The 12,641-nt window shown below is 64.9% G+C and carries 10 protein-coding genes and 2 pseudogenes; 4 read left to right on the top strand and 8 right to left on the bottom strand.

Annotation, left to right across the window (positions count from 1 at the left end):
* Window positions 1–54: 54 nt before the first annotated feature.
* A complete protein-coding gene (locus MTX19_RS09550) occupies window positions 55–711 on the bottom strand; it encodes a glutathione S-transferase family protein (RefSeq protein ID WP_280985938.1) in 657 nt (218 codons plus the stop codon).
* A gap of 178 nt (window positions 712–889) precedes the next feature.
* Here MTX19_RS09550 and phaZ point away from each other — a divergent pair, with 178 nt between their 5' ends.
* Window positions 890–2,113 carry a polyhydroxyalkanoate depolymerase gene (gene phaZ, locus MTX19_RS09545; RefSeq protein ID WP_280984747.1) on the top strand — a complete coding sequence of 408 codons (1,224 nt, stop codon included), beginning with the start codon at window positions 890–892 and terminating at the stop codon, window positions 2,111–2,113.
* A gap of 193 nt (window positions 2,114–2,306) precedes the next feature.
* A complete protein-coding gene (locus MTX19_RS09540; protein WP_280983384.1) occupies window positions 2,307–3,101 on the top strand; it encodes a substrate-binding domain-containing protein in 795 nt (264 codons plus the stop codon).
* Window positions 3,102–3,284: 183 nt separating this feature from the next.
* On the opposite strand, the gene MTX19_RS09535 is transcribed toward MTX19_RS09540, so the two are convergent.
* The 4 genes and pseudogenes from MTX19_RS09535 to argC all read right to left on the bottom strand — a co-directional run bounded on the left by MTX19_RS09535 (window position 3,285) and on the right by argC (window position 7,794).
* Window positions 3,285–5,021 (bottom strand): bifunctional protein-serine/threonine kinase/phosphatase, encoded by a 1,737-nt coding sequence (locus MTX19_RS09535; protein ID WP_280984746.1) that lies wholly within the window; start codon window positions 5,019–5,021, stop codon window positions 3,285–3,287.
* Window positions 5,022–5,081: 60 nt separating this feature from the next.
* A complete protein-coding gene (locus tag MTX19_RS09530; protein WP_280983383.1) occupies window positions 5,082–5,900 on the bottom strand; it encodes a formate/nitrite transporter family protein in 819 nt (272 codons plus the stop codon).
* Between the two features lie 492 nt (window positions 5,901–6,392).
* Window positions 6,393–6,794, bottom strand: a pseudogene (locus tag MTX19_RS09525) (transporter substrate-binding domain-containing protein); the annotation flags it as partial.
* 22 nt (window positions 6,795–6,816) lie between these two features.
* Window positions 6,817–7,794, bottom strand: coding sequence for an N-acetyl-gamma-glutamyl-phosphate reductase (gene argC, locus MTX19_RS09520; protein ID WP_280976213.1), 978 nt, complete (start codon window positions 7,792–7,794; stop codon window positions 6,817–6,819).
* 20 nt (window positions 7,795–7,814) lie between these two features.
* On the opposite strand from argC, the pseudogene MTX19_RS09515 reads away from it, so the two are divergent.
* A pseudogene (locus MTX19_RS09515) lies at window positions 7,815–7,952 on the top strand (integrase core domain-containing protein); the annotation flags it as partial.
* A gap of 115 nt (window positions 7,953–8,067) precedes the next feature.
* Here MTX19_RS09515 and MTX19_RS09510 read toward each other — a convergent pair.
* The 3 genes from MTX19_RS09510 to MTX19_RS09500 form a co-directional block, all read right to left on the bottom strand.
* On the bottom strand, window positions 8,068–8,490 hold the full coding sequence (locus MTX19_RS09510; protein ID WP_280976212.1) for a DUF4399 domain-containing protein: 423 nt from the start codon (window positions 8,488–8,490) through the stop codon (window positions 8,068–8,070).
* A gap of 92 nt (window positions 8,491–8,582) precedes the next feature.
* The gene (locus MTX19_RS09505; protein WP_280983382.1) at window positions 8,583–10,148 is read right to left on the bottom strand and encodes an SUMF1/EgtB/PvdO family nonheme iron enzyme; all 1,566 of its coding nucleotides are present in this window, start codon (window positions 10,146–10,148) and stop codon (window positions 8,583–8,585) included.
* Between the two features lie 330 nt (window positions 10,149–10,478).
* Entirely contained in the window at window positions 10,479–11,657 is a 1,179-nt protein-coding gene (locus MTX19_RS09500; RefSeq protein ID WP_280983381.1) for an MFS transporter, read from the bottom strand.
* A 68-nt stretch (window positions 11,658–11,725) separates the two neighbouring features.
* Here MTX19_RS09500 and MTX19_RS09495 point away from each other — a divergent pair, with 68 nt between their 5' ends.
* The gene (locus tag MTX19_RS09495) at window positions 11,726–12,526 is read left to right on the top strand and encodes a helix-turn-helix transcriptional regulator (protein ID WP_280983380.1); all 801 of its coding nucleotides are present in this window, start codon (window positions 11,726–11,728) and stop codon (window positions 12,524–12,526) included.
* Window positions 12,527–12,641 lie beyond the last annotated feature (115 nt).

Below are 12,641 nucleotides of genomic sequence, written 5' to 3'. Positions count from 1 at the left end.
CAAACCCTGCCCGCCGCTTGAGCCGCCGATGCGGGCAGCGCCCGCGGCGCCTGCCTAATATTCGACCTCGAGCTCCTCGACGTCGGCCGGCTCGGCCTTCGCCGCCTCGATCCATTCGGCCATCTCGGGCATCGTCATGATGGTGCCGGCATAGGCCACAAGCCCACTGTCGAGCTTCACGTCATAGGTCATGAAGCGGGTGACGACGGGCGCATACATCGCATCCGCCATGGTGCGGCGCGCGCCGAACAGGAACGGCCCGCCGGATTGGCCAAGGCAATCGTGCCAGATGCTGCAGATCCGGTCGATGTCGGCCTGCGCACGCGACCAGATCTTGAAGCCGGGAAAGTGCCCCTTGAGATTGACCGGCAATGAGGATCTCAGCGTCGTGAACCCGGAATGGATCTCGCCCGAGATCGAGCGGCAATGCGCGCGCTGGATCCGATTCTCCGGCAATAGCCCGGCATCCGGCATGATCTCGTTGAGATATTCGGCGATCGCCAGCGTATCCCACACCGTCGCGCCCTCATGGCGCAGGCAGGGCACCAGGATCGAGGACGACAGCAACAGCAGTTCGGCCCGGGTCATGGGGTCGTCGGGCGCGGTGACGATCTCCTCGAAGTCCAGCCCCGCGAACTTCGCCAGCAGCCAGCCGCGCAGCGACCAGGACGAATAGTTCTTGCTGCTGATGGTGAGTGTCGCCTTCGCCATATCAGCTCCTCACGCCTGAACGCGGTCCCCGCCCGGCGCGGCCGCGACGCCGCGGCCCGAAGCCTGGGCTCCAATTTCTTCAGCAAGCCACAAGCAAGCCACGCGCCAATTGGCCGGGCCGTCCGCCCCGCTCTGGCGTCGATATTGCATGGCCGGTCAGGCCAGTGACGGACCGCGTATGATGTCGATGATGTACCAGGCCTATCAGAACCACATGGACCTCACTGCGCCGTGGCGGACCGGGGCCGCGGCGGCGCTGAAATATCTCAACATGGCGCCGCGGGGCGTCTCCGACCGGATGTTCGGCCGGCTCGCGGCGGCGCTCGAGCTGATCTCGCGCGCGAGCCTGACCTACACGCGGCCGCCTTACGGCATCGGCAGCGTGACCGTCGGCAACAGGGATTTGGAGGTGACCGAGGAGGTCGCCTACGCGACGCCGTTCGGCTCGCTGCTGCATTTTCGGAAGGTGGACGGGCCGGAGCAGCCGCGGCTGTTGCTGGTGGCGCCGATGTCCGGCCATTTCGCCACGCTCCTGCGCGGCACCGTGAAGACGCTGCTGCAGGATCACGACGTCTACATCACCGACTGGCACAATCCGCGCGATATCCCGCGCGACGAGGGCCGCTTCGGGCTGGAGGATTACACCGACCACCTGATCGATTTCCTCGGCCGGCTCGGCCCGCGTGCGCATATGGTCGCGATCTGCCAGCCGTCGGTATCGGCGCTGGCGGCGGCCGCGATCATGTCGGAGGACAACCACCCCGCACGCCCGGCGTCGCTGACGCTGATGGCCGGGCCGATCGACACGCGGATCCAGCCGACCAAGGTCAACCAGTTCGCCAAGAGCAAGCCGATCAAGTGGTTCGAGGACAATCTGATCAACTACGTGCCCGTGCAGTGCAAGGGTGCGTTCCGCCAGGTCTATCCCGGCTTCGTGCAACTCACCGCCTTCGTGTCGATGAACCTGGAGCGCCACATCAAGCAGCACATCGACCTCGCGCGCCATCTCGCCAAGGGCGAGACCGAGAAGGCCGCGGTGATCAAGACGTTCTATGACGAGTATTTCGCTGTGATGGACCTGCCGGCGGAGTTCTACATCGAGACGGTGCGCGACGTGTTCCAGGAGCACCTGCTGCCGCAGGGCAAGCTCAACCATCGCGGCCGTCCGGTGAACCCGGCCGCGATCCGGCGCATGGGTCTGATGACGGTGGAAGGCGAGAAGGATGACATCTGCTCGATCGGCCAGACGCTCGCAGCCCAGGACCTCTGCACCGGCGTGCGCACCTATCGCAAGGTGCACCATATGCAGGCCGGCGTCGGGCACTACGGCGTGTTCTCCGGCAAGCGCTGGACCAACGAGATCTACCCGCTGCTGCGGGATTTCGTGCACGTGAATTCGTGAGCGGATGGTAGCGGTCTCTCACCGTCATTGCGAGGAGCGGAGCGACGAAGCAATCCACGCCTCCGCGTACGCGGCGCGATGGATTGCTTCGCTTCGATCGCAATGACGGGGCGGCTAGTCACGCCTTCTTTCAGGCATTAGTCTCCCCCGCCACGACGACCCGCCTCAAGAATCGTCTCCGGGAGAAACCTCCATGCGTCCCTCCGCCGCCCTCCGCACGCTCGCGCTCGCCTTCGTCGGCGCGCTTGCCATCACCACCGCGGCCTCCGCCGTCGAAATCCATGTCATGATCTCGGGCGGGCTGACCGCGGCCTACAAGGCGCTGGTGCCGGAGTTCGAGCGCAAGACCGGGAACAAGGTGGTGACCGCCTTCGGGCCGTCGATGGGCACCACGACGAACGCGATTCCGGTGCGGCTTGCGCGCGGCGAGCCGGCGGACGTGCTGATCATGGTCGGCTATGCGCTCGGCGACCTCATCAAGCAGGGCAAGGCGGTCGCCGACAGCCGCGTCGACCTCGTGAAGTCGCCGATCGGGATCGCGGTGAAATCAGGCGCCCCGAAGCCGGACATCAGCTCGGCCGAGGCCGTCAAGCGGGCGTTGCTGGCGGCAAAATCGGTTGCCTATTCCGACAGCGCCAGCGGCGTCTATGTCTCGACCGAGATGTTCCAGAAGCTCGGCATCGCCGACCAGATGAAGGACAAGGCGCGGACGATCCCGGCAACGCCGGTCGGCGAGATCGTCGCCAAGGGCGAGGCCGAGATCGGCTTCCAGCAGATCGCCGAGCTCAGGCCAGTCGCCGGCATCGATATCGTCGGTCCGCTGCCGGAGCCGCTGCAGAGGATCACCGTGTTCTCCGCCGGCATTGCCACCGGATCGAAGGAGGCGGATGCCGGCAAGGCGCTGATCGGCTTCCTCGCCTCGCCGGACGCGCGCGACGCGCTGATCAAGAGCGGGCTGGACCCGATCGCGGCCGGCGCGACGCATTAGCCTGGGTGAACCTCGCCCCGCTTGCGGGGAGAGGTCGAAATTCAAGCGCAGCTTGAATTTCGGGTGAGAGGGAGCCTCCGCAAATTCGACTCTCACTTTGATCGCGGAGAGGGCCCCTCACCCCAACCCTCTCCCCGTAAGAACGGGGAGAGGGAGCTCAATCCCTTCGCGACGGCTATCCAACTACCGACCATGATGCGCGCCGTAGGCGAGCAGCAGGATCACGACCAACGCGAGCAGCAGCGTCGTCGACTTCCAGAACAGCACCGGATTGCGCTCGATCAGCGGCGTCGACGTCGTCGTGAGGTATTTTGCGTTGGGGTTGCGCAGGTCGAACAGGAATTCGGAAAAGCTGTCGTAACGCTTCAGCGGGTTGGGATGCACGGCGCGCTCCAGCGTGCGGTCGACCCAGGTCGGGATGTCCCGGCCGCCATGCGCGGCAGGGGCGTAGACCAGCCTGCTGAAATCGGAGCGGGTGCGGGCGCGCGCGATCTGCGCGCCATAGGGCAGCCGCCCGGTCAGCATCTGGTAGGTGATGACGCCGAGCGAGAACAGGTCCGATCGCGCCGAACCGCCCTCGCCCAGGAAATACTCCGGCGCGGTGTATTGCTGGGTGCCGAGGATACCCTCGGTGCCCGAGGGCGCCGCCTCGGCCACACCTGATATCCGCGTCGACCCGAAGTCGATGATCTTCACTGTCCCGGTCTTGTCGATCATGATGTTGTCGGGCCTGACGTCCTGGTGCAGCATCTCCTTGCGGTGGAAGGCGCGCAGCCCCTTGGCGATCTGCTCGGCGATGTCGCGCACCGTCTCGAGCGCCGGCGCGGGATGGTCGATCATCCACTGCTTCAGCGTCTGGCCGTCGACATATTCGGTCGCGACGTAGAGGAAATTGCGCCTGCGTGGCGGCAGCCAGGGTTTCAGCACATGCGGGCTGTCGATCCGGCGCGCGACCCACTCCTCCATCATGAGGCGCTTCAGATAGGCCGGATCGTCACGCAGGTCGACCGACGGGATCTTGATCGCAACCGTCGTGCCGCTGTCCTCATCGACCGCAAGATAGATATGGCTGCGGTATGATGCATGCAGCTCGCGCACGATGCGGTAGCCGTCGAAGCGCATCCGCGCCTCGAGCAGCGGCGGCAGCGGCAGCTCGGTCGGCTGGCCGAACACCTCGCTTGCCTCGCCGTCGGGGAGTTCGTCGATCCGGAGGATCTGCGCGGTGAGATTGTCCGGGCTGCCGCGCTCGAACGCCTGCTCCACGATCGCCCGCGCGGCCCGATCGAGGTCGGCGGCGCCGTCCTGGATGATCTTCGCGAGCTGGCGCGACGGCACATGCTCGTAGATCCCGTCGGTGACCAGCAGGAAGATGTCGCCCGGCTCGAGCCGCAGGTTCTGGTAGTCGATCTCGAGCTGCGGGTTCACGCCGAGCGCGCGGCCGAGATAGCTCTGCTGCGACGAGATCACGACACGGTGGTCGTTGGTCAACTGCTCGAGGCTGCCGCCGGACGCGCGGTAGATCCTGCTGTCGCCGACATGGAAGAGATGCGCTGATGTCGACTTGATGACGATGGCGCTCAGCGTGCAGACGTAGCCCTTGTCCCTGTCGTAAGGATTCTGGCTGCGTCGGGTCTGTGCGTGCAGCCAGGAATTGGTCGCCTCCAGCACCCGCTGCGCCGAGGTCTTCACCGACCAGGATTCCGAGGTGCAGTAATAGTCGGTCAGGAAGCCCTTGACCGCGGACTCGGCGGCGATGCGGCTGACGCTGCTCGAGGAGATGCCGTCGGCCAGCACCACCGCGATGCCCTTCAGGCCGAGCAGCGGCTCCTCGGGGATCAAGACGCCATGGAAATCCTGATTGGCGTCCTTGCGGCCCTTATCAGAGAATTGCCCGACCGATATTTTCAGCCCGCGCGGCATCGCCTGGTTCAAGCCCGATGGGTCCCTCCGCGTCAGGAGAGACCCATCTGCCTGCGGAGATCAAGCCGCGAGACGCTCGCGGTTCGGCGCCGTCTTCACATGCGTCGTGTAGAGCGTCAGCCCGGTGAAGGCGATGCCGCCGGCGAGGTTGCCGAGCACGGTGGGGATCTCGTTCCAGATCAGGTAGTCCATGATCGAGAACTTCGCATGGAGCATCAAGCCGGACGGGAACAGGAACATGTTCACCACGGAATGCTCGAATACCATGTAGAAAAACACCAGGATCGGCATCCACATCGCGATGACCTTGCCGGGGACCGTCGTGGAGATCATGGCGCCGACGACGCCGGTGGAAACCATCCAGTTGCACAGCATGCCGCGGATGAACAGCGTTGCCATGCCGGCCGCGCCGTGCGCGGCGTAGCCGAGCGTGCGGCCCTCGCCGATGTTTCCGATGACCGTGCCGACCTTGTCGGGCTCCTGCGTGAAGCCGAATGTCGTCACGAAGGCCATCATGAACGCCACCGTCAGCGCGCCGCCGAAATTGCCGATGAAGACGAGGCCCCAGTTGCGCAGCACGCCGCCGAGCGTGACGCCAGGGCGCTTGTCGAGCAGCGCGAGCGGCGACAGCACGAACACGCCGGTCAAGAGATCGAAGCCCAGCAGATAGAGCATGACGAAACCGACCGGGAACAACAATGCACCGATGACCGGCTGCCCCGTGTTCACGTTGATCGTCACCGCGAACCAGGCCGCCAGGGCGAGGATTGCGCCCGCCATGTAGGCGCGGATCACGGTGTCGCGCGTCGACATGAAGATCTTGGATTCGCCGGCGTCGACCATCTTGGTGACGAATTCCGAAGGTGCGAGATAAGCCATTTCGTCAAGTCCCCTTAAACAATCTGGTCGCGCCGATGCGACGCGGGTTGGTTGAAATGCTCGTCCGTCCGAGAACGCTCGTCGGGATCGGAAACGGCGAAGCGGCAGCTTCAACGCCGGCAGAACATCCGATGCACGATCAAGGCGGGGGATCGGCGGGCGATCGCAGAGACAGAATCGCGACGATTGCTCGAGGCGCCTGGGCAAGGCGCCTTGATCCCTTGGCCTCGGCCGGCACTGGCCTGGGCACTCCGGAGGACGGCAGTCGTCGTTGACTGGAGCAATCAAAAGCAATGCATATGCCAATCGGCGCCACCGCCGCCGGCGCGAAAAACACTTTTAATACAATAGCTTTGTGACCGCTCCGGAAGGCCGGGCGGCAGCTTGCTGCCTATTTATGCAGTTTGCACAGATGTCGCCCACGGCGACGCACACGCCGCGCGCCGGGGCTTGGTGCGACCAGCGCGGCTCGCGGATGTCCGCAGACGCGCGCTACTTCGCCCCGGTGTGGATCGGCGTGTCCTTCAGGCCGTTGCCGTCATAGGCCTTGCGCAGCGTGCCGTTGGCGGTCGCTTCCGTCATGAACTTGGTGACGAAGGCCGCGGCGAGCGGATGCTTGAGCGGCACCGCGACCGCGGTGACGGTCTGCTTGAAGGTCTCGTCCAGCACGCGCGCGCCCGGGATCTTCTTCGCCATCGCATTGAGCTGGTCGCGCGACAGCGCGAAGGCATCGATCCCGCCGCTCTTCAAGAGATTGAAGATCTCGTCGTAGGTTTGATAGCCCGTGACCTTGGCATGCTTGAGATGCGCGATCGCGCCGCGCATGGTTGTGCTCTTGTTGACGGCGGCAACCTTGACGCCGTCCAGATCGAGCTCGGCGAATGTCTTCACGGACAACACGGACTCGCAAAAGATCTCACGGCCAAACAGGTACGCCGTCCAGCCCTGCGGTTTCTGGCAGGCCGCAGATCAGGTTCGCATTCTGCACCGCCTGACCGGCCGCTCCCTTGCCGAGATTGTCGACCACGCCCATCGCGATCACCAAGTTGCGCTCTGGATCGGCCGCATAACTGACAAACGCGAGGTTCGAGCCGGTAGCCCATTTGGTCTGCGGCGGCTTGTCGGTCACGCGGACGAACGCCCGCCCGGCGTAGAAGCGCCGGGCCGCGTCCAAGCACTGGCCCGTGGTGGCGCGGCCGCGGCAGTAAATGGTGGCGAGTACGCCGCGGGTCATCGGCACCAAGTGTGGCGTGAACACCAGCCCGGCCGCGCTGCCGCCACTCAGCCGCTCGATCGTCTTGGCAATCTCGGGCATGTGGACGTGCTTGAGCAGACCGTAGGGCAGCAAGTTCTCGTTGCTCTCGGCGTAGCCGAACTTGCTGTCGGCGCCGCCCCGGCCGGCACCGGAGATGCCGGTCTTGACGTCGATCACGATGTTGCCAGGCTCGATCAGCTTGTTGACCAGCAGCGGCGCCAGCGCGTTCAGCGTCGCCGCGGGGAAGCAGCCGGGGTTGGCAACGCGGATCTGACCCTCGATCTGGGCTGGCCAGACGTCGGCTAGGCCGTACGCCCAACCCTCGACGTAGCGGTGGTCGCCGCCGATGTCGACGATCTTCACGTCCTTGGGGACGCGCGCCAGCGCTTCGGCCGAGGCGCCCGTGGGCAGTGACGCGAACAGCACGTCGAGCTTCGGCAGGGTCACAGGGTCCCACTTCTCGATCACCAGCTCGGCCAGCTTGGCCGGCACACCGGGGAAGCGGTCCACCAACCGGCTGCCGGCGCTGCCCTCGCCCGCGGCGTAGATTAGCTCGAAAGACGGGTGGCTCGCGACGAGGCGCATCGCCTCGCCGCCGCCAAAACCGCTGATCCCGACAATGCCGACGCGAATGCTCATGGTGGTGTCCTACTGCTGGAGTGAGCGAAGCACAAGTTCTCACCGAACAATGGCGCAACCACTATAATACGTTGCGGCTGCATTCGGCCTTAGGATACCGGCCACCGGCGCCGCAAACCGTGCGGCCAAATATAATCCACCTCGACTACGCCGCATGATCACGCTATCTCAATAACGCTGGTACAAAATATCCGGCAGGGCCGGCAACAAACCGCATGCGACGGGGGAGCGCAACCGCCAGTTTGCGCAACGCAGCCTTCGGTACCGGGCGGTCTAGCGGACCCTGATGGTGATCTTCTGAGAGACGACGGGCGGATTGAAGGGATAGTGCTTGGCATCGCCCAGCACCAGCTGCAGCGTATGCTTGCCCGGCGGCAGGTCGAGCCGGGTCTCGGTCTGGCCCGCACCGAAGTGCAGATGCGACTTGTCCGACGGGATAGGCTCGTTGGGGTTCAGCGGCTCATTCACGTCGACAAAGAGGTGGTGATGGCCGCTGTTCGGATAGTCGTCGCCGGCGTGGGTGACACCCATGTTGCGCAGGCCGAAGCGGCACCAGAACGCCCCTTTGATGGTCGCCCCGTTGTGCGGCCAGACGAAATACAGCACTGCATCCTTGGGCGCCGGCTTGCCTTGTGCGTAAGCGGGGCTTGCGAATAGCGCGACCGCCGTGAGCAGGATGGCACACAGACCTTTCATCGACCCCTCCCCCATTCAGCGTTTGAGCTGCATCTTACCGAAAACTGGTGTCCGCCTTGCGTTCAAGTGGCCCTCCGGGCTCGGATCGCGCTTTAAAGTGACCGCGCGACCCGGAAGCCGTGGGTCGGATAGCGGACGTTGGTGTCGTAATTGTCGCGATTGGCTGGTCGCATATAGCGTGCGTCGTTCTTCCAGGAGCCGGAGCGGATCACGTGGGAGAAGCAGTCGCCGTCATGCCGCGCCGTCCCGTCGGCCGGCGCGCCCTGGTAATTCCGGTGCCAGCAGTCTTCGACCCATTGATCGACCCCGCCGCCCATGTCGTAGAGGCCAAACGGATTGGGCCTGAAGCTGCCGACCTTGACCGGCTGTTCGGCCGCGGCGTCACCGCCGCAATCCTTGCAGCTCGCCACGCCCGGTTGCACCTGATCGCCCCACCAGTATTTGGTCTGCGTGCCGCCGCGGGCCGCGTATTCCCATTCGGCCTCGCTCGGAAGCCGGTACGGCTTCTTCGTGCTGTCCGCGAGCCACGTTACATATTGCTTCGCATCGCTCCAGCTCACATTGGTCACAGGCGCATCGTCATTGCCGGTCGCCGTAAAGCCGCAGCCCTTGGCGGCCGCGCAGGCATTCCATTCGCGCACGGTGACCGGATATTTGCCCATGGCAAAGGGCTTGACCGTCACCCGGTGGATCGGCCGTTCCGAAGCGTCATCATTGCTACCCATCGCAAAGCTGCCGCCGGTCAGCGAGACCATTTCGGGCTCGGGCGCGGCCGCGGCTTGCGCCGGTCCGGCAGGGCTGGCGGAGGGCGCAGGCTGTGGCTGAGCCGACGATTGCTGCGCGGTCGGCGCCGGAACCGGACTCTGCGCTTGATTTGGCGCGACCGGCCCGGCCGCAGGCGGCGGCTCGGCCGGCTTCGGCGCCGGCGCGGGGACGGGAGATGACGATGGCGCCAGCGCCATCTCGCGCGGATTGCCGCGCGGTTGCACCAGCAAGTACCAGAGCGCGCCGCCGGCGATGATCGCGATCGAAAGGCCGAGCAGGCTGATCAGGACGTTCTCGCGGCGCCTGCGCGTCCGGCTATACGCCGCCGCATCCGGCAGCACGCGATAGACCCGGACGGGATCGGTGATGTTCTTCACTCTGCGGTCGCCGAGCGACTCGTAGCCGCAAACCAGCTTGTGCTTGATCTGCTCGTAGATGCCGCCGGAGATGAAGACCTCGCCCGGATCGGCGATCCCCTCCAGACGCGCGGCGACATTGACGCCGTCACCATAGATGTCCTCGGGTTCGATGATGATGTCCCCGAGATTGACCCCGATCCGGTATTCGATCCAGAACTCCTTCGGCACCGCCGCATTGCGGCCGACCAGGTTCTGCTGAATGACAATGCTGAAGCGGACGGCCTCGACCGGACTGTCGAACATCGCGATGAAGCCGTCGCCGGTGGTCTTCACCAGCCGCCCGTGGTGCTCGGCGATGGTTGGCTCGATGAGATCGCGCAGGATTCGCTTGACGCGGTTATGCGTGCCCTCTTCGTCGAGCTGCATCAGCCGGCTGTAGCCGGCGATGTCGCCCGCGACGATCGCCGCCAGACGCCGCGGCACCGCGCCGTCGGACGGCGGCTTGCCTGATTTGAAATCGCGGATTTCACCCATGATTCCGGTTGCTCCACAAACCACAAATGGCAGTGTTTGAGGCGCAACCGGCGCCTCAGTCCCCGAAACCTGCGCAAAGCCTATCACACCATCGTGCCGGGACAAGCGAAGAACGGCCCCCCGCTTGCGGCGGATGCGCGCTCCCCGCGGGGTTAATCCTACTGGGTCACAATCCTCGTAACCCTCATGGTGAGGAGCGCGGAACGCGCGTCTCGAACCATGAGGCTGTGGCCTACATCCTTCGAGACGCCCGCTTCGCGGTCTCCTCAGGATGAGGGGATATGCCGCAGTAAGATTAAGCGGAACCGGCGCGGTAAAGCGTTCCCGCCGTCAATTCACCTGCGCGACAGGCGTCCTGATCTCGCGCGGCAGGATGATCGCGGCGGCGACCGCGAGCAAGCACAGCGCCGCAAACGCACGCAGCATCGTCGTGAAGCCGCCCTGATCGTAGAGCCAGGCGACAAGACCGACCGAGGCGCCGGCGGCGGTGAAGCCGACGAAGTAGCGCACCGCATAAGCACGCGAGCGCCATTCCTCGGTGGTGTATTTGCCGACCATAGCGTCATTGACGGTCACCTGGCCGAAGGCGCCCATCACGATGCCGATCGAGACCAGGATCAGCGGCAGGTTCGACAGGCTCGCCGCGAGATAGAGGAACGGCGCCAGCACTAAGGAAAGCGGCAGGGCTACCGCCTTCAGCGAATGTTTGTCCAGCAACTTGCCGATGGTGTACTGCGTCATCGCGCCGAACACGTAGACCCCGGCCGCGATCAGGCCGAGCAGCGCCGGGCTCTTGGTCAGGTCGGCGAGCCGTTCGGCGAACAGTTTTGGCAGCGCCACCGTCACCGCATTGAAGGTGGTCGAGATCGCAATCACGACGATGAGCAGCGCCAGCACCACACGCCACATGTCCTCCTTGGCGACGCGGACCTGGGCCGCGGCCTGCTTGGAGCCCTTGCGGTCCTCATGCACCACGGTCATCGCAAAGGCGATGCCGATCAAAACGGTGATCATGCCGGGCAGGATGAAGGCCCAGCGCCAGCCGAGATACTGGCCGATCACGCCGGTGACCAGCGCCGAGGAGGCGACACCGAGATTGCCCCAGACGCCGTTGATTCCCATCTGCGCGCCGAGCTTCTCGGCGTAGGACACGATCATGGCGGTGCCAACCGGATGGTAGATCGAGGCGAAGATGCCGATCGCAAGCAGCGCGGCGCCGAGCTGCAACGGCGTCTGCACGAAGCCGACCGAGATCATCGAAAGCCCGATCCCGACGAAGAAGATCACCATCATGTGGCGGCGGCTCCAGCGGTCGCCGAGCCACCCCGTGATCAGCGAGCCGGCGCCGAAGGCGATGAAGCCCGGCGTCGCATAGGGCAGAAGCTCCGAATAGGCCATGCCGAGCGCCGGGCCCATGATGATGACCGCGGCGGCGAAAATCAGCATCGAATAGTGGTCGATAAAGTGGGCGGCGTTGACGAAGGTAATCACCCGGCCGGGGCTGTTCATGGGGCAGTCCTGAATCTTCAATTGCTCGAAAATAGGTTATAGAAACTTGTCCTGACGGAATGTCGCCAATGACTATCGCCGAACCGCCAATCCGAGCGCTTCATGACGACCGGCGCGCCGCCGACGACGGCGTGCACCTCGTCGCGCGCACCTACAGGAAAGGCGTCCGGCTCGACCCGCACATGCACCGCGAGGCGCAACTGGTCTATGCCGCGAAGGGCACCATGCAGGTGACCACGCCGAAGGGCCGCTGGCTGGTGCCGCCGGACCGCGCGGTCTGGGTCCCTGCCCTGCTTGCGCATGCGATCGACGTGCTTGCCGACATCGAGATGCGGACGCTGTATTTCGACCAGGCGTGGCTTGCGCGCGAGAAACGCAGCGACAGCCTCGCCAATGAATTCGTGGTGCGGGTGTCGCCGCTGCTGCACCAGGCGATCCTTGCGCTGTTCGATAGCGCCAGCAGCCGCGAGCGCACCGAGCTCCTGGTCAGGCTGCTGATGCTGGAGCTGCACCGGGCCGAGGATCCCGCGACCTTCATTCCGTTGCCGCAGGAGCCGCGTTGCCGGCGCGCCGCCGACGTCGTGCTGGTGGATCCAACGCGCGACTACGAAATCGAGTCGCTGGCGCGCACCGTCGGCACCTCGGCACGGACGCTGTCGCGGCTGTTCTCGGCGGAGACGCAACTCTCCTTCAAGAGCTGGTGCCAGCGCGCCCGCATCGCGGCTGCGATCCAGCGTCTCTCGACCGATGCCAATGTTTCGGTCAAGCAGGTCGCATCCGACCTCGGCTATGCCAGCGTGCCGGCATTCTCGCACGCCTTCCGCCAGGTGACCGGCAAGACGCCGACGGAATTCGCGGAGAAAACGTGAACGCGATCCGTCATCAAGCGCCGACCAATTATACCATTGTTGTGCCGCGACATATTTCCGTACGATCCATGCGCTTGATTCCAGTGCTCCCGGCCTTAAATCCCGTGTAAGGTTC

This window comes from Bradyrhizobium sp. ISRA464, from assembly GCF_029910095.1.
In the GTDB taxonomy this organism is placed as follows: Bacteria; Pseudomonadota; Alphaproteobacteria; order Rhizobiales; family Xanthobacteraceae; genus Bradyrhizobium.
This window is presented reverse-complemented; position numbering and strand designations above follow the sequence as displayed.

What these genes read in the sequence shown, in the direction of transcription:
- phaZ (WP_280984747.1), top strand. Translation starts at nt 890, where the DNA reads ATGATGTCGATGATGTACCAGGCCTATCAGAACCACATGGACCTCACT.
- MTX19_RS09540 (WP_280983384.1), top strand. Translation starts at nt 2,307, where the DNA reads ATGCGTCCCTCCGCCGCCCTCCGCACGCTCGCGCTCGCCTTCGTCGGC.
- MTX19_RS09535 (WP_280984746.1), bottom strand. Translation starts at nt 5,021, where the DNA reads ATGCCGCGCGGGCTGAAAATATCGGTCGGGCAATTCTCTGATAAGGGC.
- MTX19_RS09510 (WP_280976212.1), bottom strand. Translation starts at nt 8,490, where the DNA reads ATGAAAGGTCTGTGTGCCATCCTGCTCACGGCGGTCGCGCTATTCGCA.
- MTX19_RS09495 (WP_280983380.1), top strand. Translation starts at nt 11,726, where the DNA reads ATGACTATCGCCGAACCGCCAATCCGAGCGCTTCATGACGACCGGCGC.
- argC (WP_280976213.1), bottom strand. Translation starts at nt 7,794, where the DNA reads ATGAGCATTCGCGTCGGCATTGTCGGGATCAGCGGTTTTGGCGGCGGC.
- MTX19_RS09505 (WP_280983382.1), bottom strand. Translation starts at nt 10,148, where the DNA reads ATGGGTGAAATCCGCGATTTCAAATCAGGCAAGCCGCCGTCCGACGGC.
- MTX19_RS09530 (WP_280983383.1), bottom strand. Translation starts at nt 5,900, where the DNA reads ATGGCTTATCTCGCACCTTCGGAATTCGTCACCAAGATGGTCGACGCC.
- MTX19_RS09500 (WP_280983381.1), bottom strand. Translation starts at nt 11,657, where the DNA reads ATGAACAGCCCCGGCCGGGTGATTACCTTCGTCAACGCCGCCCACTTT.
- MTX19_RS09550 (WP_280985938.1), bottom strand. Translation starts at nt 711, where the DNA reads ATGGCGAAGGCGACACTCACCATCAGCAGCAAGAACTATTCGTCCTGG.